The sequence below is a fragment of the Blastococcus sp. MG754426 genome, assembly GCF_021699055.1.
Taxonomy (GTDB): Bacteria; Actinomycetota; Actinomycetes; order Mycobacteriales; family Geodermatophilaceae; genus Blastococcus.
Window position 1 is genome coordinate 1 of the sequence record NZ_SSXC01000052.1, and the last position, 23,997, is coordinate 23,997.

Consider the following 23,997-nt stretch of genomic DNA (forward strand, 5'->3'; position numbering starts at 1 on the left):
AACCCAGGTCCCGGCCCACGCACGCCCACCCACCGAAACCAAGATCAAGAAACCGTCCCCTGCACTACCGACTCCGAATCGGTGGATTCAGGCTGAGGCCGGGACGCCGGGCGCCGGTCCGGCTCAGCGGCCGGGGCGGGCGCCGGCGAGCTCCCGGGCCCGCTCCGCGGCCTCGGCGTCGAGCTGCCGGTCGATCGACTCGGCGAAGGAGTCCCACGCCTGCTCCGGGGTGACCCCGAGCGCGGCGGCGATCTGCTCCCACTCGGCCCCGCCGCGCAGCGCGGCGCGGATCCCGATCAGCTGGCTGTCGTGGGCGCGCCGCGAGACCACCTCCCCCAGGGCCAGCAGCTCCAGCGCCTCGTAGACGTCCAGCTGGGTCCCGGTGTCGCGCAGCGACGCCGACCAGTCGTCGCCGGCGTCGTCGCGCACGGTGTTCAGCGCGGTGTCGCCGTCGTCGCGGCGGCTGAGGAAGTCCAGCCGGGTCGCGGCCGTCGTCAGCGAGAACTCCGCCTCGAGGGCCTCGGGTGTGATGCTCATGCACCCAGGGTCCCCCTCGCCGGCGGCGCGCCAAACCCGCGAGGCCCGCGATCCGGCACACGCCGAGGGCCCGCACCCCCCGTGGGGATGCGGGCCCTCCGTGCACGTCCCCGGCCCCGAGCGGGGCGGGGACGGCGCTCACTCGCTGACGCCGACGGCCTCCTTGGCCAGGGCGGCCAGCCGGGTCTGCGCGGCGCTGGCCACGTTGGACCGGTTCTTGTGGGTCTCCTCGTAGCGGATGATCACGTTGACGTCGTGCGGCGTCCGCAGCTGCTTGATCGCCTTCACGGCGTCCTGCACCGACATCGAGTCGTAGCCCTTGATCGGCAGCTCGTCGGCGGTGACGTCGCCCAGCTCCTCGCGGGCGGCGCGGGCGGCCTCGGCGGCCTCGTCGTCGCCCTCGCGCTGCGCGATCCGCTCGGCGCGGCGCAGCGAGGCGGCCCGCCCGACCGTGAGGGTCTCGCGCACCGCACCGGTGATCGCGGAGGCGCGGTCACCCACGGCGGAGAACCGGTCGGAGGTCTCCTCGCCGGCGTGGCGCACCGTGTCGACGGCGTTGTTCACCGTGTTGGCCCAGAAGCGCACCGGGGCGTTGACCGCACGGGCGACGCCACCGGCCACCTTCTGCACCGGCGTGGGCTGCAGCGCCGCGGGGCCGCCCAGGGCCTCCTCGGCGAGGACGACGGTGAGCCACTCGACGGTCGCGCTGTGGGCCTCGACCAGCTTCTCGGCCAGGCGCCGGGTCGCCGTCTCACCCGCGGTGTCGGCGAGCACCTTGAGGTAGGTGGCGCGGTCGAGCAGCTGGTGCTCGAGCTGCAGGTCCTGCAGCAGGGCCTCCTCGATGGAGGTGGTCTGCTCGAAGGTGGCCTTGAGGGCTGCGGAGAGGCGGCCGACGACCGGCGTCACGACGTCCGGCACACCGCCGAGGGCGCGCAGCTGCTCGGTGATCTCCAGCGAGCGGGCCGCGGCGTTGTCGGCGTTCTGGGTGAGCTCGCGGCGCACGGCGTCGGTGCGGGCCTGGCTGATGCGGGTGCGTGCGATCTGCTCCTCGGTCTGCGTGAGCAGGACGAGGGCGCGCAGCTGGTTGATCATCTTGGCGTTGTTGTCGGTCATGGTGGGGACGGCTCCAGGGGTCTCGACGGCCCCGGTGCAGGGCCCCGGCGCGAGCTCGCGAGGGCCGGGGGGCAGCGGGGTCCTTCTGCTGACGGTGCTGTGTGTGCCCCGGATCCCCCCGGTGCTAACAACTGCAAGCGGATGGCTAGCAGTGAGCCTGGTCACCCGGACGGGTGAACGCCCCCCGCCCCCGAACGCGGGAAGGCGCCGCTCCCGCAGGGGAACGGCGCCCTCGGGGGCGGACCGGCGTCAGCCGACGCGGGCCTGCAGCCGCTCGGCGGCCGGCGACCGGCGCTGCTGCACGTCGAAGCGCAGCACCGGCTGGGTCATGTCGTCGGTGACCTCGTACGGCGGGCGCGGGGCGAGGCGGACCGGGCGGGGCGGCAGCGACGACGGCGGCATCGTCCTGCCGCAGCCGACGCAGAAGCGGCCTCGCTGGTGCACGGCTCCGCAGTGCGCGCAGTTCATGTCGTCTCCTCGGGGTCGTTACCGGCACGGACAGGGGGACCCTGGCAGCCGGCACCGACCGCCGTCGCCCCGGTCTGACGGGTGGGACGAGCCGTTACGCGAAAGTCATGAACGTCGCGGTTCCGCAATCTGCGCTCACCGGCCGGTCAGCCGCGCGACCGCCTCGTCCAGCCCGGTGACGTCGGCGTACTTGGCGTCGAGGTCGGCCAGGTTGGTCTCGTGCAGCGCCTCGGTCCGGTCGGCGCAGGCCTGCCGGACCACCTGCGGCCGGAACCCGGAGTTGAGCGCGTCCATCGCGGTCGCCCGGACGCAGCCCGACGTCGACACCCCGCCGATGACGAGGGTGTCCACGCCGAGCGTGCGCAGCGTGCTCGCCAGCGGCGTGCCGAAGAAGGCCGAGGCGTACTGCTTGAGCAGCACCGGCTCCCCCGGCGCGGGCGCCAGGGTGAAGCCGCCCCAGTCCCCGTCGGCGCCCTCGGCGAACGCGGCCAGGGCCGGCACCTTCCGCACGAAGAGGCCCCCGTCGGCCAGGTCGGCGCCGTAGCGGACGCCGGTCCACAGCACCGGGTGCCCGGCGCCGCGGGCGGCGTCCACCAGCGCGGTGACCGCAGCGACCGCCGTCGCCGGCTCCGGCAGCGCGAACGGGCCGCCGGGCTCGGTGTAGGCGCGGACCAGGTCGACCACCAGGACCGCCGGCCGCCGCCCCCACCCGACCCGGCCGGAGAAGGCGGACCCGTGCGGCCCCGGCGCGGGCTCCGGCTCGCTCACCCGGCCCACACCGGGCGGGTCGGCGCGGGCAGCCCGGTCTCCTCCTCGCAGCGGGCCAGCAGCTCCTCGATCGGCGGCCCCATGTCGAACACCGGCAGCTCGGCCGGCCGGTCGGCGCGCAGCTGGTCGCGCAGGCTCTCCGTCGCCTCCCGGTCCACCGCGCCGTCCTCGGTGAGGCAGACCCCGTACCGCTCGGCGCCCCTCGCCGTCACCAGCCCGCGGCGCACCTCCAGGGCGACCAGCTCGGGGTCCCGCTCCAGCGGGTCGCCCCACCCGCCACCGCCCCAGGTCACGAAGTGCAGCACGTCGCCGGGCCGCACGGGCACGTCGTGGCACTTGCTGGGCAGCACCTGCCGGCTGCCGTCGGCCCGCTCCAGCCACTTCGTGCCGCGGGCACCGGGGGCGCCGCCGTTGACACCCCACGGGTAGGTGAGCCAGCGGTCGTCGTGGATGGCGATCGTGCCCGGCTCCTCGAAGACGTAGGTGACGTCGACGCCGTTGCCGCCGCGGTGCAGGCCGGCGCCCCCGGTGTCGGGCACGGTCACCCACTGCTCGATCCGCAGCGGGTAGTAGGACTCCAGGTACTCGCACGGGATGTTCGTGAAGCTCGGCCACAGCGAGTGCCCGTCCGGACCGTCGCCCAGCGGCCGGCCGGGGATGCCGCCGAAGCCGATCGAGTACAGCTGGAACCACTCCCCCTTCCGCTCGCCCGACGAGTAGTTGCCGGAGTACATGAAGTGCGGCGAGGAGGAGAAGCCCGCGGCGTTGAGCAGCGCCGGGTTGGTCTGCCCGAGCAACCCGCCGAACAGGTCGAAGACCCGCCCGATGCCGTGGTTGCGGCCGTTGAGGGCCGCCGGGAACCTCGGCCGCCAGTAGGAGCCCTCGGGGATCGTGACGTCGACCAGCGGGTAGAAGCCGTCGTTCCAGAGGATCTGCGGATCGGCCACGGTGATCATGTAGATCCCGAAGAACATCCGCGTCAGGTTCTCGTTGATGAAGTAGTTGATCGGGCCGACCGCCTGGGGCGAGGAGCCGGTGAAGTCGATGTGCACCTTCTCGCCGGTGCGGGTGAGCGACATCTTCAGCTCGTAGGGGCCGTAGCCGACGCCGTCGTCGCAGATGTAGTCGGTGAAGGAGAGCGTGCGGCCCTCCTCGAACACCGCCGACAGCAGCACCTTCATCGCGTCGTAGTTGCGCTGCAGGAGCGCGTCCAGGGCCGAGAGGTAGGTGGCGGTGCCGAACCGCTCGCACATCTCCACCACGCGCCGCGCGGCGGTGCGGCAGGCGGCGACCAGCCCGTTGAGGTCGGCGCGGTTCCAGTCCGGTTTGCGCACCTGGTTGAGCACGATGCGCAGCGCGTCCTCGTTGAGCACGCCCTTGCGGTAGAGCTTGAAGGGCGGGATGACCACGCCCTCCTCGAAGATCGTCGTCGCGTCCGTCGGCATGGACGACGGCGTCTTGCCCCCGACGTCGGACATGTGCCCGAACATCGAGGCCCACCCGACCACGCGCCCCTCGTGGAAGATCGGGACGACGACCAGCCAGTCGTTGGCGTGGCTGATCGCGGCGCCGCAGGAGTACGGGTCGCTGGTCAGCAGGACGTCGCCCTCCTCGATCGTGTCCTGGAAGCCCTCGAGGAAGTCCGGGATCGAGAGGCCGAACTGGCCGACGACCATCTTGCCCTCGGGGTCGCCGATGAGCGGGAACTCGTCGTGCTGCTCGCGGATGCCGGGGCTGAGCGCCGTCCGGAAGAGCACCTCGTCCATCTCGTAGCGGGCGTTGCGCAGCCCGTTCTCGATGAGGTCGAGGGTGACCGGGTCGACCTCGGTCCTCTCGACGGTGCCGGTCGCGGTCTCGACGATCGTCGCCATGTCTCAGCCCTCCCTGTCGTTGATGGGCGCGGGGGTGATCAGCAGGCTGCCCGCCGGGTGCACGGTGGCCACGTGGCCGGGCAGGACGAGGGTGGTGGAGTCCATCTCGGTGACGATCGCGGGACCGGTCACCACGTCACCGGCGCGCAGCTTCGCCCGGTCGTAGACGCCGGCCGGGACGTGCTCGCCGCCGACGTAGATCGAGTGGTCCTGGACCAGGGCGCCGGCCGGGTCGCCGTCGCCCTCGGGGAGGGACACCGGTGCCACGTCCGGCTTCGGGCCGGTGACCGTGGCACGGGCGTTGACGATCTCGTGGTCGACGTCGAGCAGGAAGCTGAACAGCCGCTCGTGCTCGGCGTCGAACGTGCGGGCCACGTGCTCGAGCAGCGAGCCGGGGTCGGCCAGCCAGGTGGCGTCGACGTCGACCGGGATCTCGAAGCCCTGCCCGTGGTAGCGGACGTCGACCTGGTAGCCGGTGGTCTGGGTCTCCGGCGCCAGGCCCTGCTCGGTCAGCCGGCGGCCGGCGTCCTCGGCCAGGCCGCGCAGGACCTCCACCAGGTCGGTGCCGCCGAGCTCGCCGAACCGGCGGAGCACCGTGCGGGCGGACTCGTCGCGCCGGCTCGTGGTGGCGTCGCCGAGGGCGCACAGCAGGCCGGGGCCCGGCGGGACGATGACCGGCCAGGCGCCGGTGAGCCTGCCCAGCGCGTTGGCGTGCAGCGGCCCGGCGCCGCCGAAGGCGACGAGGGCGAAGTCGCGCGGGTCGAAGCCCTGCTGCACCGAGACCAGCCGGACGCCGCCGAGCATGTTCTCGTTGACGATGTCGACGATCCCGGCGGCCGCGGCCTCCGGGGAGTCCAGCCCCATCGCCTCGGCGACCTTGCCCACCGCGGCACGCGCGGCCTCGACGTCGAGGGTGATCTCCCCGCCGGCCAGCGTCGTCGGCAGGTAGCCCAGGACGACGTTGGCGTCGGTGACGGTCGGGTCGACCCCGCCCTTGCCGTAGGCGGCCGGGCCCGGGTCGGCTCCGGCGGACTGCGGGCCGACGCGCAGCGCGCGGGTCAGCTCCGGGACGTGCGCGATGGAGCCGCCGCCGGCGCCGACGGTGCGGACGTCGACGCTGGAGGCGCGGACGGCGAGGTCGCCGACCTTCGTCTCCCGGCCGATCCGCGGGTCCAGCCCCTGCACCAGCCCGACGTCGGTGGAGGTGCCGCCCATGTCGAAGGTGATCAGGTCCCGGTACCCGGCCTGCTCGGCCACCCAGACCGCGCCGGTGACGCCGCCGGCCGGACCGGACAGCAGCAGGGTGACCGGGGAGTCGATCGCCTTGTCCGCCGAGCAGAGCCCGCCGTCGCTGCGCAGGATGGCCAGCTCACCGGCGACGCCGCCCTCGCGCAGCTGCCCGGCGAGGTTCTGCACGTACTTCTTCACCTGCGGCTGGACGTAGCCGTTGGCGACGGTGGTGAGGGTGCGCTCGTACTCGCGCAGCTCGGGCAGCACGTCGGAGGAGAGGGAGACCGGGATGCCCGGCAGCAGCTCCGCGGCGATCGCGGCGACCCGCTGCTCGTGCGCCGGGTCGGCGAAGGAGTTGATCAGGCTGACGGCCAGGGCCTGGATGCCGGCGTCCTGCAGGGTCGCCAGCTGCGCGCGGACGTCGTCCTCGTCGAGCTCGCGGACCACGGAGCCGTCGCTGGCGATCCGCTCGTCGACCTCGACGGTGTGCTCCAGCGCCGCCAGCGGCTCGGGCTTGGGCCAGATGATCCAGCCGGCCAGCCCGCCGGGGACGTAGGAGCGGGCGATCTGCAGCACCTGGCGGAAGCCCTTGGTGGTGACCAGGCCGACGCGGGCACCCTTGCCCTCGAGGATCGCGTTGGTGGCCACCGTCGTGCCGTGCAGCACCTGGGCGACCTCGGAGAGCGCGATGCCCGCCTCGGCGCACACCTGCTCGACGCCGCGGAGGACGCCGACCGCCTGGTCGGCCGGGGTGGAGGCGGTCTTGCAGCGCCAGGTGCTGCCGGTCCCCTCCTCGACCAGCAGGACGTCGGTGAACGTGCCGCCGACGTCGACTCCGAGCCGGTAGCTCATGAGGCCTCCTCTTCGTGGGGGTGCGGGCTGGCGGCCGCGCGGGCTGCCTGGGCGGTCGCGGCCCGGACCATGACGGCCCGGGCGTTGCAGATGTGCGCGGTCATCACCGCGCGGGCCCACCCGGGGTCGCCCGCCCGCAGCGCGGCGACGATCTCCAGGTGGTGGGCGAGGCTGCGGCGCAGCGACTCGGCGTCGTAGGCGTGGAAGTTCCGCCGCACGATCGGCGGGTGGATCGCGGCGGCGAGCGCCGCCGCCAGGGTGGGGTGCCCGGCGAGGGCGACCAGCCGGTCGTGGAACGCGCGGTTGAGCGGGACCAGGGCATCGAGGTCCTGGTCCGGGCCGGGGGTGCCGACGGCGAGCATCCGGTGCGCCAGGTCGTCGAGCTCCGCGACGTCCCGGTCGGTGGCGTTCGGGACGGCGAACCCGGTCAGCTGGGGCTCGAGGGACAGCCGGAGGTCGAACACGCCCTCTAGCTCGGCGACGGTCCAGGTGGCGACCCGCGCGCCGCGGTTCGGGACGACCTCGACCAGCCCCTCGGCGGCCAGCCGGGTGAGCGCCTCGCGGACCGGCGTCCGGCTGACCCCGAGCCGCTCGGCCAGCTCCACCTCGCCGAGGCGGGACCCGGGCAGGAGGGCACCGGCGAGGATGAACTCGCGCAGCTCGTGCAGCGCGCGCTCGGCCGATGTCGTGGATCGTGTCAGCGGTCACACCCCCTGGAAATTGTGTGCAAACGTAGGGCTGGTGGGTTCCCGGAAGCAATGGGCTGCCCGTAAATTCCCTGTGACTGCATACAACGAGGGGGCGACGGTGGCGGAGCTACTGAGCGACGGGCGGGCACCGAGGGCACGGTTGCGCGAGCTTCTGGCCGCGCCGGAGCCGCTGATCGCGCCGGGCGCCTACGACGCGCTGTCGGCCCGGCTGGTCGAGCAGGCCGGGTTCGGCGCGGTGTACATGACCGGGTTCGGGACCACCGCCTCGCTCATCGGCCGGCCCGACGTCGGGCTGCTGACCGGCTCGGAGATGGTCGACAACGCGCGCCGGATCGTCTCGGCCGTCGACGTCCCGGTGATCGCCGACGCCGACACGGGGTACGGCAACGCGATCAACGTCGTCCGGACCGTGCAGCTGTACGAGCAGGCCGGGGTGGCCGCGCTGCAGCTGGAGGACCAGGTCTCGCCCAAGAGGTGCGGGCACATGTCCGGCAAGCAGGTCATCCCCACCGACGAGATGGTCGGCAAGATCCGCGCCGCGGTCGCCGCTCGTCGCGACCCCGACTTCCTGGTCATCGCGCGCACCGACGCGGTCGCCGTCTCGGGTGTGGACGACGCCGTCACCCGGGCCCGCGCCTTCGCCGAGGCCGGCGCGGACATCCTCTTCGTCGAGGCGCCGACGTCGGAGGACGACATCGCGCGCGTCGCCGGCGAGCTGCGCGACACCGCCCCGCTGCTGTTCAACTGGGCCGAGGGCGGCATGACCCCGGGGCTCAGCTACGAGCGCATCACCGAGCTCGGCTTCTCGCTGGTCCTCTACCCGATCGGCACGCTGCTCGCGGCGACGGCGGGCATCCGGTCGCTGCTGGACGTGCTGAAGCGCGACGGCGTGCCCACCGCGGCGCTGGACGCGGTCCCCTCCTTCGGCGAGTTCACCGACCTGGTGGGGCTGCCCGAGATCCAGCAGCTCGAGCAGCGGTTCCGCTGACCCGCCGCGCCGGGAGGGGGCTGACCACCCGCGTCCACCCGGCGCCGGTCAGCGGCCGGACCAGCGCGGCGCCCGCTTCTCCAGCCGTGCGGCGATGCCCTCCCGGCGATCCTCGCTGAGGTAGGGGTTGGGCCCGACGTCGAGCCGCAGCCCCTGCCAGAGCGGCAGCTCGAGGGCCTTGACCGCGGTCTCCTTCATCCGGCGCACCGAGATCGGCGCGTTGGCGGCGATCCGGTCGGCCAGCTCCAGCGCGGTGGGCAGCACGCGGTCGGCCTCGACCAGCCGGTTCACCAGGCCCCAGCGCTGCGCCTCCGTGGCGTCGATCGGGTCGCCGGTGAACAGCATCTCCAGCGCGATGCCGACCGGGATCCGCTTGGGCAGCACCACCGACCCGAAGTTGGCCCCCATGCCGATCGCGGCCTCCGGCAGGGCGAACCGAACCGCGGGTGAGGCGATCCGCAGGTCGCAGGCGAGCGCGAGCTCGAACCCACCGGCGACCGCCGGGCCGTTGAGCGCGGCGAGCACCGGCACCGGCGTCTCGGTGACCACCTCGAACAGCGACCGCCCCGGCCGGTTCATCGGCGGCCGGAACCGCTCGCCCCGCTCGTCGGCGGCGCGGATCTCCTTGAGGTCCAGCCCGGCGCAGAACGCCGGCCCCGTGCCGGTGAGGACGACCGCGCGCACCCCGTCCTCGACCACCCGCAGCAGCTCCTCCACGAGGTCGGCCTGCACCTCGGTGGAGAGGGCGTTGCGCCGCTCGGGGCGGTCGAGGGTGAGCACGCGGACGTGCCCGCGCTCCTCGACGAGCAGGCCGGAGTCGTGCCGTCGCGTCGCATCCATGACGCCGAACCTCCCCCGCCGTGCCGCCACCCGGCAACCCGGGCGCTGGCAGCTCCGAGTCGCCGCGCGCGCGATCGGCAGGACCGGCCCGGACCGGAACCGCCGCCCGGGCGCCGCAACTGTGATCCCCGGCAACGTCCGGGCTCTCCCGTCACACCCGCCCCACCCGTCGGGGACCATGGGCGGACCAGTCCGTCCGACCCGGTAGACAGGTGACATGGAGAGCCCTGCCGACATCCAGCTCGGTGATGTCGTCGCGCCGCCGACGGTGGTCTCCATCGAGCTGACCTCCACCCCGGTGCTCAGCTACGCGCTCGCGCACAACCGCATCCCGGTCGTGTCGCGCCTGGCGCTCACCTCCGGGAGCACGCTGCGCGGGGCGAGCGTCCGGCTCACCGTGCGCGACGCCGAGGGCCCGATCGCCCAGCCGGTCGAGCTGCTGGCCGACGTCGACGCCGGCCGCACCACCGTGCTCACCGGCATCGGGCTGGTCATGGACCCGGCGGCGATGCTGCACGTCGAGGAGCAGCGCCCCGGTGTGGTCGACGTCGAGGTGTGGCACGACGACGTGCTGGTCGGTGAGGCCACCGCCCCGGTGCAGGTGCTCGCCGCCAACCAGTGGCTGGCCAGCCCGCTGCCCCTGGCGCTGGAGATGCTCGCCGCGCACGTCATGCCCAACCACCCGGCGGTCACCGGGCTGGTCGCCGAGGCAGCCGGGCTGCTCGAGGAGCGCACCGGCAGCGGCGCCCTGGTCGGCTACGCGGCCACCGCCGAGCGGGTGGACGAGGTCGTCGCGGCGCTGGCCGAGGTGGTGCGCCGCCGCGGGGTCCGGCACTCCGAGCCGCCGCTGAGCTGGGCCGACCTCGGCCAGCAGGTGCGCTCCCCCGGCGACGTCCTCACCTGGCGCGTGGCCACGCCGCTGGACGCCGTCGTCCTCCTCGCCGCCGCGCTGGAGCAGGCCGGCATCCGGCCGCTGCTGTGGTTGGCCGAAGGCGCGGCGGGGGGCCGGGCCGGCGGGGCGCACGCCTTCCTCGGCTACTGGCGGGAGGAGCGCAGCTCCGAGTCCGCCGCCACCACCGACGCCGCGCCGCTGGCCAACCTGGTCGGCCTGGGGCTGATCGGCCTCGTCGAGACCACGCTGCTCACCCGCGGCGGCGAGCCGGCCGCCGACCTGCACACCCCGGCGCACGAGGGCTGGCTCTCCGGCGAGCTCGACCGCGTCCTCGGCGTCACCGACGTGCACCGCGCCCGGCGCGACGGCATCCTGCCGCTGCCCGCCCGCGCCCGGACGCCGGAGGGGCTGCTGCAGGTCGTCGAGTACCGCCCGGCCGAGCACAGCGCCCCCGCGCTCCCCGCACCGGCCGCGAGCGCGGCGCCGCAGCGCCCCGAGGCCCCGCCGCGGGTGCAGCAGTGGAAGAACGCGCTGCTCGACCTCAGCCTGCGCAACCGGCTGATCAACTACTCCGAGCGCGCCGGGCTGCCGCTGACCCTGCCCGCGAGCGCGCTGCCGATCCTGGACAACTTCCTCCACGACGGCACCCCGATCACCCTGCTGCCCGCTGACCAGCTGGCCGCCGTCCAGGCCGAGCGCGGGCTCACCGGCGCCGCGGAGCTGCCCGCCGAGCAGCTGACCGAGAAGCTCGTCGAGCGCCGGGAGGTGCACGCCGACGTCACCACCGGTGGGTACCTGCCGCGGCTGCGCAACCTGGCCTACCGCGCCAAGACCGTGCAGGAGGAGACGGGCGCCAACAACCTGTACCTGGCGCTGGGCTCGCTGGTGTGGGAGCTGGACGGCCGGCCGCTGCGCTCGCCGCTGCTGCTGGTGCCGGTCGTGCTGGCGCCGGTGGGGCGCACCGGCTCCTACCGGTTGTCGCTGGACGAGTCCGGCGCGAGCACCCCGAACTACTGCCTGCTGGAGAAGCTGCGCCAGGTGCACGGCCTCGTGGTGCCCGCGCTCACCGACACCGCGGAGAGCACCCCCGACCTGGAGCGCGCGCTGGAGGCGGTGCGGGTCGGGCTGGTCGGCCACGGCCTGCCCTTCCGGGTCGAGGCGACGGCCGACCTGGCGATCCTGCAGTTCGCCAAGTACCGGCTGTGGAAGGACCTCGACGAGCACTGGGACGACTTCACCGGCAACCCGCTGGTGCGCCACCTCGTGCACGAGCCGACCGAGCCCTTCCTCGACCCGGCCGTGGGTTCCGGCGCCCACGTCGACCTCGACGACCTCGCCGCCCGGCTGCCCGTCCCCGCCGACGCCTCCCAGCTGCGCGCGATCGCCGAGGCCTCGGCCGGGCGCACCTTCGTGCTGGAGGGCCCGCCCGGCACCGGCAAGTCGCAGACCATCACCAACCTGCTCACCCGTGCGGTCGCCGACGGCAAGCGGGTGCTCTTCGTCGCCGAGAAGCGCGCCGCGCTCGACGTCGTCGCCCGCCGGCTGGACGCCGTGGGCATGGGCATGTTCGCCCTCGACCTGCACGACAAGGGCTCCCGCGCGTCGATGGTGCGCGCGCAGATCCGGCTGGCGCTCGAGCACGCCGTCGCCGCGGACGAGCAGGGGCTGGCCGCGGACGGGGAGCGGTTGCGCTCGGCCCGCCGGCAGCTGGCCCGGTACGCCGACCGGCTGCACGCCGAGAACGCCGCCGGGCTGTCGCTGTACACCGCGCGGACCGCGGAGCTCACCGCCGGCACCGACGTCCCGGCCCTCCCGGTGCCGAAGCCCTTCGTGGCCAACGCCCCGGCCGAGGTGCTCACCGCGGTCCGCCGGGCGCTGGCCCTGCTGCCCGACATCGCCGACCTCACCCGGCCCTCGCCGCGGCACCCGTGGGCGTTCGTCGACTCCCCCGAGATCGACCTGCCGGCGGCCCGGGAGGCGGCGGCGGAGGTCGACGCGGCGGTCCGCGGGGCTGCGGGCTTTCCGGAGCTCGGCGGGGTGCTGCGGCACGCCCGCACCCCCGAGGACCTGGACGCGCTGGTCCACCTGCTGTCGGGGCCGCCGGTGGGTCTGGACGTGCTCGACGAGACCTTCAGCGGCCGCTGGACCACCGCCACCGGTGCGGTGCTCGGGGAGGTGGCCGCGTTCACCGCCTTCCGGCACCCGGGTCTCGACGTCGCCGGGCCGGAGGTGCTCGGGCTGCCGCTGGCGGAGGTCTACGTGCGCGCGCAGACGGCGGCGGCGTCGGGCTGGTGGGGCCGGCGCAAGCGGCTGGTCGCGGTCCGGGAGGAGCTGGCCGGCTGCCTGCGCCCGGGGGCCAAGGTGCGCCCCAAGGACGTCCCGGTGCTGGTGGAGAACCTGTGGCGGGTGCAGACGGCGGTGCAGGCGATCGCCGGGCGGGCCGCCTCGGTGCCCGGGCTGGCCGTCCCCGGGGCGTGGAACCCCTTCACCGACCCGGGGCTGCTCGAGCGCGAGGTGGAGTGGCTGCGCCGCGCCGGGGCCGCCGTCGACGGCTCGTCGGCCTTCCACGTGGCGCTGCGCAAGCTCATCGTCGCGGGCACGCCCGCCGCACCGGCGCCCGCCGCCGCCGTCGCCCGGCTGCGCGACGCCGTCGTCGCGCTGCTCGCCGTCTGCCGCAGCTCGTCGGACCAGCTCGCCGCCTGGGCCGGCGACGACGGCCTGGTGCTCCGCTGGTCGATGACCCGCCCCGAGCGCGGCGTCGAGAACTCGGTGCTCATGTCGCTGCGCCGCTGGGTCTCCTTCCTCGACACCCTGGAGCCGCTGCGCTACGCCGGGCTCTTCGACGCCCGCACCATGCTCATCACCGGCGAGGTCGCCGCCGACGACGCGGTGCGGGCGCTGGACCGCGGCCTGGCGACGGCGTCGGTGGCCGAGCGGCTGGACGCCACCGGCCTGGACCTCTTCGACGTCGAGGCCCACGAGACGGCGATCGTCCGCTTCACCGAGGCCTCGCGGGCGGTGCGCGCGCACCTGACCGAGGCGCTCCCGGCGTCGGTGCTCGCCGCCCGGCCCTTCGACGCCGCCATGGGCACCGGCCAGGTGGGCGCGCTGCAGCGGGAGCTGGCCAAGCAGCGCCGCGGGCTGGGCGTGCGGCAGCTGCTCGCCCGGTACGGCGAGCTGGTCACCGCCGTCATGCCGTGCGTGCTGGTGTCGCCGGACTCGGTGGCCCGCTTCTTCCCCGCGAAGGCCGGCCAGTTCGACCTGGTGGTGTTCGACGAGGCCTCGCAGATCCGGGTGGCCGACGCCATCGGCGCCCTGGGCCGGGCGAAGGCCGCGGTCGTCGTCGGCGACTCCAAGCAGATGCCGCCGACGTCGTTCCTCGAGCCGACGGCGCCCGCGGGCGACGACTCGGTGGAGGTCGTGGAGACCGCGGTCGAGGACGAGGAGTCGATCCTCGGCGAGTGCGTCCAGGCGCGGGTGCCGCGGCACTGGCTCTCCTGGCACTACCGGAGCCAGGACGAGTCGCTCATCGCCTTCTCCAACGCGCAGTACTACGACAACCGGCTCTCCTCCTTCCCGGCGCCCACCCACGGGCGCGCCTCGGCCGAGGCCGACGGCCGCGGCGTCTCGCTGGTGCGGGTCCCCGGCACGTTCCACCGCTCCGGGGCCGGCCGGCTGCTGCGCACCAACCCGATCGAGGCCAAGGCGATCGTCGCCGAGATCCGCCGCCGGTTCGACGCGGTGCCGCAGTGGGACGGCATCGACGCCGTGCCCTCGATCGGCGTGGTGACCTTCAACGCCCAGCAGCGCTCCTACATCGAGGCGCTGCTGCGCGACGCCGACGACGACCGGCTGGCCGCCGCGCTGGACCGCACCGACGGCGAGGGGCTCTTCGTCAAGAACCTGGAGAACGTGCAGGGCGACGAGCGCGACGTCGTCTTCTTCTCCACCGGTTTCTCCCCCACCGCCGACGGCACGCTGCCGCTGAACTTCGGCCCGCTCAACCGGCAGGGCGGCGAGCGGCGGCTGAACGTGGCGATCACCCGGGCCCGCCGCCAGGTCGTCGTCTTCTCCTCGTTCGACCCCGCCCAGCTGCGGGCCGAGGAGACCTCCTCGGTGGGCATCAAGCACCTGCGGGCCTACCTCGACCTGGCCGAGCAGGGCACCGACGTGCTGCCGCGCTCGCCGCGGTCGGCCGCCGTCGTCGACCGGCACCGCGAGCAGATCGCCGCCGGGCTGCGCGAGCGCGGGCTGGTGGTGCGGACCGACGTCGGGCTGTCGGAGTTCCGCGTCGACCTGTCGGTGAGCCGGTCCGCCGACCCGGCGACCCCGCTGATGGCCGTGCTGCTGGACGGGCCGGCCTGGGCGCGCCGCGGCACCGTCGGCGACCGCGACGGCCTGCCGCCGGAGGTGCTCGGCGACATGCTGCGCTGGCCGGTCGTGCAGCGGGTGTGGCTCCCGGCGTGGCTGGCCGACCCGGCGTCGGTCCTCGACCGGCTGGTGGCGGCGGTGGACGCCGCGCCGGCGCCGAGCCGGGTGGCCGTGGCGCCGGTGCCGCTGCCGACGGCCGCGGTGGAGTCGTTCAAGGGCGTGGCGGCGCTGCGCTCGTCGGTGACGTCGATGGCGGTGCCCGCGGTGACCGCGGTGACCGCCCGCCCCGCGCCGAAGCCGGCGGCCGCCGCGAAGCCCGCGGCCACCCCCGTGCTGGAGGGCGAGACGCCGTTCGTCCCGTGGATCCCGAAGACGGCGGGCGAGAAGTCCGTGCTCGACGAGCTGCCCGTGTCCAAGGCCGCCCGGGCGGTGCGGCGGGTGCTGGTCGCCGGCATCAAGGCCGAGGGACCCATCCACGTCGACCGGCTGGCCAAGCTCACCGTCGGCGCGTTCGGCCTCAACCGGGCGACCGAGGCGCGCAAGCAGGTGCTGCTCTCGCTGCTGCCGCCCTCGGCGGTCGACGGCGACCACCTGTGGCCCGAGGGGGTCGACCGGACCACCTGGACCGGGTTCCGCCGCCAGGTGTCGAGCACCGACCGGCCGATCGAGCACGTGGCCCCGGAGGAGATCGCCAACGCCATGGCGGCGCTGTGCCGCGCCGCGGCCGGGATGCGGCGTGAGGAGCTGCTGACCGCGACCGCCACGGTGTTCGGCTACAAGCGGCGGGCCGCGTCGGCGACGCCGGTGCTGGAGAAGGCGCTGGCCGCGGCGCTGGACGTCGGCCGGCTCCGCGAGTCCGCGGACGGCCTGCTCACGGGCTGACCGGTTCGCGTCGGGGCCGGTTCACAGCGGGCTCCGCGGCGAGGACAGTGGGGGGCGCGGCGATGCCGCAGGGGCGTCGCCTGAGCCGAGAGGAGTGGGTGGCATGTACGCCCGGTCCACCACGCTGAGCAACGTCCGCGACATGGACGACGGGATCGCCTACGTCCGGGACACCGTGATGCCCGCCGTCGAGGGGATGAGCGGCTGCGTCGGCCTGTCGATGATCTGCGACCGGCCGGGCGCCCGGTGCATCGTCACGACGGCGTGGGCCGACGACAGCGCCATGCACGCCAGCGCCGAGAGCGTCCGCGACATGCGGAACCACGCCGCGGAGATCTTCGGGGCCGTGGCCGAGGTGGACGAGTGGGAGATCGCGCTGCTGCACCGCCGCAGCGAGGCACCCGACGGCGCCTGCACGCGGGTCACCTGGACCCGCGGGGACCCGGCGCAGACCGACCGCTCGGTGGACGCGGTGCGGACGGGTGTGCTGCCGCGCCTGGACGAGCTGCCGGGCTTCTGCAGCATGAGCCTGCTGGTCGACCGGCGGAGCGGGCTGGGTGCGCTGGCCGCCACGTACGCCAGCCGGCACGACATGGAGGCCTCGGCCGAGACGGTGCGCGGCATGCGGGAGCAGATCACCCGGGAGCTCGGCATGGAGGTCACCGGGATGGCCGAGTTCGACCTGGTGCTGGCCCACCTGCGGGTGCCCGAGACGGTGTGATCCCGGGCTGCCGGAGGGTCCGGCGCCGGGCGGCAGCACCCCCCGCCGCGCTCTGCCTCTGAGTGCACGGGCACTCAGAGGCAGAGGTTCCGCAGGGAGCCCCCACCGGGCCGGGACCCTCCCGGGCGCTCACCTCGGCCGCAGTAGCGCTCTGCCCCGCCGGCGTGGGCACAGCGCGAGCGCACCACACACCTGCCCCTGGCGCAGTAGCCCTCTGCCCCGCCGGAGTGGGCAGAGCGCTACGTCCCCCGGGTGCTGTCCGGTCCTGCGTCAGGGCGGCAGACCGCGCCGCACCGCACCACACCGCACCGCACCGCACCGCCATCAGCGCAGGGTGACCGCGCCCGTCCGCACCGGCACCAGCTCCACCCAGGTCGTGCCGGGCGCGAGGAGCACCGGGGCGCCGTCCGGCCCGGTCAGCGCCACCGGGTCCCCCACCGCCCCCTTGGCCCAGGTGGCGGCCAGCGTCCTCCCACCGGTCGCCACCAGCGCCTCTCCCCCGCCGACCATCACCGTCTCCGGCACCGGGTTCCCCGCGGGGTCGGTGGCGGCGGTGTCCACCACCTCGACCCGCAGCACCACGACGTTGGTGGCCCGCAGCGGTGTGCCGTCCGCCTCCACCGCGGGGACGCCGGCCTCGGCCCGTACCCACCGGCCGTCGGGTGGGCTCCACGTCCAGCTCGGCCGGCTGATGCCCGAGAGCCTCAGGTCCACCACGCCGGTGGGCGCACCGGCGAGGACGGCGCTGGCCTGCCCCCCGTCGGGCGCGAGCAGGAACTGTCCGGGCGGCGCTGCCAGGTGCGCCTGGTCGGCCTGGGCCAGCAGCGCGTGCGGGTCGGCGTAGACGTCGTGCGGCGCCGAGCGGCCAGCCAGCCGGTGGAACCCGTCGGCGCCGCGGTCGCGGCTGACCACCTGCAGGCCCGCCGCGGCGATCGCGTCGACGTAGGGCCCCTGCCCGCCCGAGAACGCGAACACGCCGCGCAGCGGGGCGGCGATCGCCGGGTCCATCGGCCGCACCGAGCGCACCGGCCCGATCTCCCCCGGCACGGTGGAGTGGTAGACGGCGACGAACCGCGGGATGCCGCCCTCGACGACCTGCTCCCACACCACGTCGGCGGCGTTCAGGCCGGTCTGCGGGCGGGCGTCCACCGAGTTCTCGATCTTCACCGCGAGGGCCGGCCGCTCCGCGTACGCGCCGCCGCTGTCGACGCCGGTGAGCGGCCACAGCACCGGCGGCGGAGGAGGTGGCGGCGGGGCAGGCGTCGTCGTCGTCGGTGCCGCGGCCGGGGCGGCGGGGCCGGCGCACGCGGTCAACGCGACCGCGGCGAGCAGCGCAGCCGCCAGCCGGCGACCCCGGCGGCGCCGGGCACGGGCGGCGGTCGGCGGCACTGGCGGCTCCCCGGTCGGTGGGACGACCACCGGGCGGGCGGTCGTCCGCGAACGCTAGAGCGTGAGCGCGGTCGTCCGCACCGCGCCGCACCGCCGCGGACGGGATCGTGTCGCGGCCGTGACCCGCCTCAGGTGCGGGCGAGCGCCAGCAGGGTGACGTCGTCGGTGCGCGGCGGGTCCAGGGCGGCGAGCACCGCGTCGGCCAGCGCCTGCGGCGTGACCGGGCCACCGGCGACGGCGGCCCGCAGGTCGTCCAGGCCGGCGCTCAGCCCTCCGCGGCCGCGCTCGACGAGCCCGTCGCTGACCAGCAGCAGGCGGTCGTCGCCGGCGAGGGTCAGCCGGATCTCCCGGTAGCCGGCGGCGTCCAGCAGGCCGAGCGCCGGACCACGGCCCTCGTGCAGGTACTCGGTCGCACCGGCGGTGGCGTGCAGCACCGGCAGGTGCCCGGCGTTGGCGATCACCACCTCCCCGGTGGCCGGGTCGAGCTCGGCGACGACAGCGGTGGCGAGCTCACCGGGCAGCAGCGCCCCGATCACCTCGTTGAGCCCGTCCAGCGCGGCGGCCGGCCCGGCGGCGCGCAGCAGGTGGGCGCGCAGCGCGTGCCGGAGCTGCGCCGTGATGGCCGCGGCGGCCAGCCCGTGCCCGGCGACGTCCCCCAGCACGACCGACACCCGCCCGCCGGGCAGCGGCACCAGGTCGTACCAGTCACCGCCGACGACGTCGTCCGCGCTGGGCAGGTACCGGGCGGCCAGGTCGACCCCGGGCACCTCCGGCAGCTGCTCGAGCAGGAGGGTGCGCTGCAGCGCGGTGGCCAGCCGGTTGTCCTCCGTCGCCCGGTTGGCCGCGGTCTCGGTGAGCAGGGCGGCCAGGCTGCGCGCCGCCGCCACCTCGTGGTCGAGCCACGGCTGCGACCGCTCGCGCACCGTCTCGCTCCACGCGTCGAAGGACCGGCGCGGGCTCAGCCGCGGGCCCGCGTCGGTCTGCGCCGTCTTGGACGTGTACGGGTTGCCGCCCCAGGTGATCTCCCGGAGCGTCTCCGGCCGGAACCAGGCGAGGTAGTCGCCGCGGCCACCGGCCACCTCGGCGACGAGCACGCCGCTGGCGGTGGCGGCGAGGTCGGCCGCGGCCGGGAGGACCCGGCTGACCGCATCGGTGGCGCGGACCCCTGCTGCCAGCAGGTCGCGGACCAGCGGGCCGACCCGCTCGGCCGGGGGCGTCGTCCCCGCCAGGTGCAGCTGGCCGCCGAGCCGCACCGCGACGCCCGCGGCCGGCACCAGGCCCAGCGCGGTGACCTCGCCGTCGGTGAGCGCGGCGGCGAGGCCGCGCGGGGTGCGGCCGACGACCGCGGCGAGCTCGGCCTGGCGCTGCGCCACCTCGACGACGCCGCCCTGGTCACCGGCGACGACCTTGGTGGGGAGCAGCAGCGAGGCGGTGCGGCCCAGGAACTCCGCAGCGGTGCGGTCGGTGTAGGAGGGCCGGTGCGGGCCGGCGTAGTGGTGGCAGGCGATGAGCCCCCACAGCTTCCCGCGGTCGACCAGCGAGATCGACATGGAGGCCCGCACCCCCATGTTGGCCAGGTACTCCAGGTGCACCGGCGAGACGCTGCGCAGCATGGCGCCGGAGAGGTCGAGGGGGCGCCTGCCGACCGTCGCGGGCTCCAGCGGCACCGGCCGGTAACCGGCGTCCGGGATCAGCCGCATCCAGTTGGTCTCGTACAGCGCGCGCGCCTGGGCCGGGATGTCGCCGGCCGGGAACCAGAGGCCGAGGAACGGCTCGAGGTCCGCGCGCCGGTCCTCGGCGATGACCTCACCGTTCCACTCCGGGTCGAACCGGTAGACCATCACCCGGTCGAAGCCGGTGAGCGCGCGGACGTCGCGGGCGAGGACGGCGGAGAGCTCGTCGAGCGTCGCGCTGGCCGCCAGCCGCTGCAGCACGGTCGGGAGCCGGCGGTGCCAGGCGATGCCGGCCTCCTCCGCACCCCGCACCGGCTCCCACTCGGTGACCAGGAGCCCGTCGGCCCGGTGCACCACCAGGTCGACCTCTCCCCCCGCCGCGCGCACCCGCACCCGCAGCGGGTTGAGCTCGGCGAGGTCGCCGGCGAGCCCGGCCCGCAGCCGCCCGGCGTCGGCGGGGTCGAGCAGCTCGTCGAGGCCGCGGCCGGCGACCGGGCCACCGAACAGGTCGGCGGCGTTGCCGGAGGCGACGACGACCGCGAGGTCGGGCTCGCGCACCGCCAGCAGGACCCCGTGGGGCTGCACGGCGCCGGGGACGGCGATCGGCTCGTCGGCGCAGCGCGCCAGCGCCTCGTCGTCGACGGTGGGCGCCGGGCCGGCTGCGGGGCTGGTCACCCCGGCGACGTTACGTGGCGTCGCGGTTGACGGCGGGGCTGGGCACCTCGCCGGCGGAGTTCACGATGGGCACCACGGCGCCGAGCTCGAGCAGGTCGATCGGCAGCCGGACCGGCCGGTTGCTCCTCGGGGCGACCACGTGCAGCTCCGCGCCCGCGGCGGCGGCCTTGCGGGCGACGGCGATGAGGGTCCGCGCGCCCGAGGAGTCCAGGAAGACCGTCGGCGTCAGGTCCACCACGATGCCCGCGGGACCGGCGCTCAGCAGCGCCTCGGCGGCCTCCGCCAGCTGCGGGGACGTCGCGAGGTCCAGCTCACCCCGTACGGTGAGGGCCGGACGCCCGGCGACCGTCGTACGTTCCACGTCGAAGTGCACCGTTCACCTCCCTCAGCGCGTCGTGCCGGTCGTCCGAGGGTAGGCCACCGTGCAGGAGGAGGCTGAACGGCCATGAACATCGACTTCAGCGTGCGCCTGCCGACGGACGCGCACAGCGTGCCGCTGGTGCGCGGGCTGCTGCGGCAGGCGCTGGAGCACCTGGCCGTCCCGCAGGCGGTGATCGACGAGATCGTGCTGGCGCTGACCGAGGCCTGCGCGAACGTCGTCGACCACGCCGCCGAGCACGATGCCTACCAGGTCGATGTCTCGATCGACGACGACACGTGCCGGATCAGCGTGGTCGACGACGGCGAGGGGTTCGACCCGGCGACCGCCGCGGACGCCCCCGCCTCCCCGCTGGACGACCGGGGCCGGGGCCTGGTGCTCATGCGCGCGCTGGTCGACCAGCTGCAGTTCGTGCAGGACGACGACGGCCGGCACCGGGTGACCTTCGAGAAGCGGCTGGTCACCCAGCCGCACCTGCGGCTGCTCGACCCGCGCTGATCTCCCCCCGGGCCGGTCAGCCCCGGACGGGGATGCGGTGCGGGGCCACCAGCTCGGCCAGCGCCTGCCCCCACCGGCGGGCGCGGTCCTCCTCGCCGTCGGCCAGCGGACCGGCGACGTCGGTGACCAGGAAGTGCTCGGCGGGTGCGGCCAGCGTGGCGCCCAGCCGGCGCAGCAGCTTCTCCTCGGTGCGCGCGGCGTGGTCGAGCGCGGTGACCAGCACCGGGTGGTCCATGCGGGTGTCGAAGGCCGCCGCCTGGATGCCGCGCGGCAGGCGGACGGCGTCCAGCCACTCGTGCAGGCCGAAGGTGACGTCCGGGATCACCGCCGCGTGGTCCCGGACGGCGCCCTCGCGGGTGGATGGGCGGGGCATGCCGAACGCGTGCGTCGGGCCGCCGACCACGAGCAGGGACAGGTCGGCCGGTACCAGCATCGGCGCCTCGCGCGCGCAGGCGACGTCGACCTGGAGCCGGCTGCACAGCCCGTGGGCCACGGCCATGGCGACCCGCCGTGCGTCGCCGAACACCGACTCGTAGACGACCAGGGCTCCGGCCACCGACCTCACCGCCTCAAGGGAGGGCGACCACGCTAGGCCCGAGCGCGCCCCGTGGGGCAGATCACGCACCAGACCGTGACCGCCTGCACCGGCCCGGGGGCGTGTCGTCGACGATGGGCGGTGTGAGCGGTACTCCTCGCGACGACGCGTCGCCCGACGACTTCTCCACCGCGGTGCGGGAGGCGGGACGCCGGCTCGCCGGGGTGGCCGAGCGGACGCCGCTGCAGCGCAACGCCCGCCTCTCCGGGGTCACCGGAGCCGACGTCTGGCTCAAGCGCGAGGACCTGCAGGTCGGCCGCTCCTACAAGATCCGCGGCGCCTACAACACCATCGCCGGGCTGGACGGCGGCGCCCGCGCGGCCGGCGTCGTGTGCGCCAGCGCCGGCAACCACGGGCAGGGGGTGGCCTACGCCTGCCGTGCCCTGCAGGTGCGCGGTCGGGTCTACGTGCCCGGGACGACGCCGCGGCAGAAGCGCGAGCGGATCACCGCGCTCGGCGGCGACATGGTGACCCTGGTCGTCGTCGGCGACTCCTACGACGAAGCCGCCGCCGCGGCCGCGGACGACGCCGCCACGACCGGGGCGACGCTGGTGCCGGCCTTCGACGCGCTGAGCACCGTGACCGGGCAGGCGACGGTGGCGGTCGAGGTGCTCGAGCAGCTGGGGTGCGCGCCGGACGTCGTCGTCCTGCCGGTGGGCGGGGGCGGGCTCCTCGCGGGGTGCGGCACGTGGCTGCGCCGGCACTCCCCCGGCACCCGGCTGGTCGGCGTGGAGCCGGCGGGGGCGGCGGGCATGGCGGCGGCGCTGGCCGCCGGGGAGCCGGTGGAGCTCCCCGAGCTCGACACCTTCGTCGACGGCGCGGCCGTGCGGCGGGTGGGCGTGGTGACGCTCCCCCTGGTGCGCGACTCCGGCGCGGAGCTGCTGACCGTGCCCGAGGGCCAGATCTGCACCGAGATGCTCGACCTCTACCAGGCCGACGGGATCATCGCCGAGCCCGCGGGCGCGCTCTCGCCGGCGGCGGTCAGCGGCGGGCTGGTCGAGGTCGAGCCCGGGCAGACCGTCGTGTGCCTGCTCTCCGGCGGCAACAACGACGTCAGCCGGTACGCCGAGGTGATCGAGCGCTCGCTGGTGCACCGCGGGCTGAAGCACTACTTCCTGGTGGAGTTCCCCCAGGAGCCGGGGGCGCTGCGCCGCTTCCTCGACGAGGTGCTCGGCCCGGACGACGACATCGTGCTGTTCGAGTACGTGAAGCGGGACAACCGCGAGACCGGTGCCGCGCTCACCGGCATCGAGCTGGGCGACGCGGGCGGCCTGCCCGCGCTGCTGGCCCGGTGCGAGGCCAGCCCGCTGCGCATCCAGCTGGTGGCCCCGGGGACCACCGCCTACCGCTTCCTCGTCTAGCTACCCGACGCCGGCCGGCCCACCCGCAGGCCCGAGCGGACGAGGACGTCGTCGACCAGCAGCAACCGCAGCGTCACGCCGCCCCCGCCAACGGCAGGGTGGCGCTGAGCTCGTGCCCCGGTCACCCGGGCTGGATGACCCGGATGGGGGCGCCGCCCATCCAGGCCGCGACGTCCTCCACCGACTCGCGGTAGAAGACCTCGTAGGTGCCGCGGGTGACGTAGCCCAGGTGCGGGGTGAGCACCGCCCGGCGCAGCTCGCGCAGCGGGTGGTCGCGCGGCAGCGGCTCGGCGTCGTAGACGTCGAGCCCGGCGCCGGCGATGGCGCCGCGTCGCAGCACGTCGACCAGCGCCGCCTCGTCGACGATCGGGCCGCGGCTGGTGTTCACCAGCACCGCGGTGTGCTTCATCAGCGCGAGGTCGTCGGCGCCGATCAGCCCGCGGGTGCGCCTGGACAGCAGCAGGTGGACCGTGACGACGTCGGAGGTCGCGAAGAGCTCGTCGCGCTCGACCCGGCGCACCCCGGCCTCGGCGGCGCGCTCGTCGGTGAGGTTCTGGCTCCACGCGACGACGTCCATGCCGAACGCCTGCCCGATGCGGGCCACCTGCGCCCCGATGCGGCCCAGGCCGACCACGCCGAGCCGGGCGCCGTGCAGGTCGCCGCCGACCGTGGTCTGCCACCCGCCGGCGCGCATCGCCGCGTCCTCCTGCGGCAGGTGGCGGAGGGCGGCCAGCGCCAGGGCCCAGGTGAGCTCCACGGTGGAGGTCGCCGGGGCGGCGGTGCCGCAGACGGTGATGCCCAGCTCGGCGGCCGCGGCGACGTCGATGGACTTGTTGCGCATGCCGGTGGTCACCAGCAGCCGCAGGTCGGGCAGCCGCTCGAGGACGGCGCGGTCGAACCGGGTGCGCTCGCGCATGGCCAGGACGACGTCGAACCCGCGCAGCCGTGCGACCAGCGCGTCCGGGCCGGCGGCGGTGTCGTGGAACTCGACGACCTCCGCCGGCCCGGGTAGCAGCGACCAGTCGCAGTACTCGGCGGCAGCGGACTGGTAGTCGTCCAGGACGGCGATGCGGGGCACGTCCGGTAGGTCTACCGGATGCTCAGGCCCGGGGCCCGGTGGCGACGGCGCGGGTCAGCGCGGCTTGGGCCCCTTGCGCTTGTTCGTGAAGCTGGAGATCGCGCTC

The 23,997-nt window shown here is 75.3% G+C and carries 18 protein-coding genes; 5 read left to right on the forward strand and 13 right to left on the reverse strand.

Annotated elements, in window-relative coordinates:
• Positions 1-123 precede the first annotated feature (123 nt).
• From E9549_RS15750 to E9549_RS15780, 7 genes are all read right to left on the reverse strand, one after another.
• Positions 124-537, reverse strand: a complete 414-nt coding sequence (locus E9549_RS15750; protein ID WP_236827486.1) for a hypothetical protein — start codon at positions 535-537, stop codon at positions 124-126.
• 138 nt (positions 538-675) lie between these two features.
• Positions 676-1,650: a ferritin-like domain-containing protein gene (locus tag E9549_RS15755; RefSeq protein ID WP_236827487.1), complete on the reverse strand. Its 975-nt coding sequence runs from the start codon at positions 1,648-1,650 to the stop codon at positions 676-678.
• 249 nt (positions 1,651-1,899) lie between these two features.
• The gene (locus tag E9549_RS15760) at positions 1,900-2,118 is read right to left on the reverse strand and encodes a hypothetical protein (protein ID WP_236827490.1); all 219 of its coding nucleotides are present in this window, start codon (positions 2,116-2,118) and stop codon (positions 1,900-1,902) included.
• A 135-nt stretch (positions 2,119-2,253) separates the two neighbouring features.
• Entirely contained in the window at positions 2,254-2,886 is a 633-nt protein-coding gene (locus E9549_RS15765) for an isochorismatase family protein (RefSeq protein ID WP_236827492.1), read from the reverse strand.
• Positions 2,883-4,757, reverse strand: coding sequence for a hydantoinase B/oxoprolinase family protein (locus E9549_RS15770; RefSeq protein ID WP_236827493.1), 1,875 nt, complete (start codon positions 4,755-4,757; stop codon positions 2,883-2,885). The genes E9549_RS15765 and E9549_RS15770 overlap by 4 nt, the downstream gene beginning before the upstream one ends.
• Positions 4,758-4,760: 3 nt before the next feature.
• Entirely contained in the window at positions 4,761-6,839 is a 2,079-nt protein-coding gene (locus E9549_RS15775) for a hydantoinase/oxoprolinase family protein (RefSeq protein ID WP_236827495.1), read from the reverse strand.
• Positions 6,836-7,540 carry a GntR family transcriptional regulator gene (locus E9549_RS15780; protein WP_236827522.1) on the reverse strand — a complete coding sequence of 235 codons (705 nt, stop codon included), beginning with the start codon at positions 7,538-7,540 and terminating at the stop codon, positions 6,836-6,838. The genes E9549_RS15775 and E9549_RS15780 overlap by 4 nt, the downstream gene beginning before the upstream one ends.
• Positions 7,541-7,688: 148 nt before the next feature.
• Between E9549_RS15780 and E9549_RS15785 the strand changes: the two genes are divergently transcribed.
• Entirely contained in the window at positions 7,689-8,537 is an 849-nt protein-coding gene (locus E9549_RS15785) for an oxaloacetate decarboxylase (RefSeq protein ID WP_236827496.1), read from the forward strand.
• A gap of 48 nt (positions 8,538-8,585) precedes the next feature.
• Here the strand turns inward: E9549_RS15785 and E9549_RS15790 are convergent, their stop codons facing one another.
• The gene (locus E9549_RS15790; protein WP_236827498.1) at positions 8,586-9,377 is read right to left on the reverse strand and encodes an enoyl-CoA hydratase/isomerase family protein; all 792 of its coding nucleotides are present in this window, start codon (positions 9,375-9,377) and stop codon (positions 8,586-8,588) included.
• 217 nt (positions 9,378-9,594) lie between these two features.
• Here E9549_RS15790 and E9549_RS15795 point away from each other — a divergent pair, with 217 nt between their 5' ends.
• Together E9549_RS15795 and E9549_RS15800 are read left to right on the forward strand one after the other, a co-directional pair.
• Positions 9,595-15,522, forward strand: coding sequence for a DUF4011 domain-containing protein (locus E9549_RS15795; protein ID WP_236827500.1), 5,928 nt, complete (start codon positions 9,595-9,597; stop codon positions 15,520-15,522).
• A gap of 103 nt (positions 15,523-15,625) precedes the next feature.
• Positions 15,626-16,243, forward strand: coding sequence for a hypothetical protein (locus E9549_RS15800; RefSeq protein WP_236827501.1), 618 nt, complete (start codon positions 15,626-15,628; stop codon positions 16,241-16,243).
• A gap of 324 nt (positions 16,244-16,567) precedes the next feature.
• Here the strand turns inward: E9549_RS15800 and E9549_RS15805 are convergent, their stop codons facing one another.
• From E9549_RS15805 to E9549_RS15815, 3 genes are all read right to left on the reverse strand, one after another.
• The gene (locus E9549_RS15805; RefSeq protein WP_236827502.1) at positions 16,568-17,632 is read right to left on the reverse strand and encodes a DUF3048 domain-containing protein; all 1,065 of its coding nucleotides are present in this window, start codon (positions 17,630-17,632) and stop codon (positions 16,568-16,570) included.
• A gap of 128 nt (positions 17,633-17,760) precedes the next feature.
• On the reverse strand, positions 17,761-19,980 hold the full coding sequence (locus E9549_RS15810) for a SpoIIE family protein phosphatase (protein ID WP_236827504.1): 2,220 nt from the start codon (positions 19,978-19,980) through the stop codon (positions 17,761-17,763).
• A gap of 10 nt (positions 19,981-19,990) precedes the next feature.
• Complete coding sequence (locus E9549_RS15815; RefSeq protein ID WP_236827506.1) at positions 19,991-20,341, reverse strand: STAS domain-containing protein; 351 nt, start codon at positions 20,339-20,341, stop codon at positions 19,991-19,993.
• 84 nt (positions 20,342-20,425) lie between these two features.
• On the opposite strand from E9549_RS15815, the gene E9549_RS15820 reads away from it, so the two are divergent.
• Positions 20,426-20,857: an ATP-binding protein gene (locus tag E9549_RS15820; protein ID WP_236827508.1), complete on the forward strand. Its 432-nt coding sequence runs from the start codon at positions 20,426-20,428 to the stop codon at positions 20,855-20,857.
• Positions 20,858-20,873: 16 nt separating this feature from the next.
• Here E9549_RS15820 and E9549_RS15825 read toward each other — a convergent pair whose 3' ends face one another.
• Entirely contained in the window at positions 20,874-21,413 is a 540-nt protein-coding gene (locus E9549_RS15825; protein WP_236827510.1) for a hypothetical protein, read from the reverse strand.
• A 122-nt stretch (positions 21,414-21,535) separates the two neighbouring features.
• On the opposite strand from E9549_RS15825, the gene ilvA reads away from it, so the two are divergent.
• A complete protein-coding gene (ilvA, locus tag E9549_RS15830; RefSeq protein ID WP_236827511.1) occupies positions 21,536-22,813 on the forward strand; it encodes a threonine ammonia-lyase IlvA in 1,278 nt (425 codons plus the stop codon).
• A 121-nt stretch (positions 22,814-22,934) separates the two neighbouring features.
• Here ilvA and E9549_RS15835 read toward each other — a convergent pair whose 3' ends face one another.
• Complete coding sequence (locus tag E9549_RS15835; RefSeq protein ID WP_236827513.1) at positions 22,935-23,891, reverse strand: D-2-hydroxyacid dehydrogenase family protein; 957 nt, start codon at positions 23,889-23,891, stop codon at positions 22,935-22,937.
• Positions 23,892-23,997 lie beyond the last annotated feature (106 nt).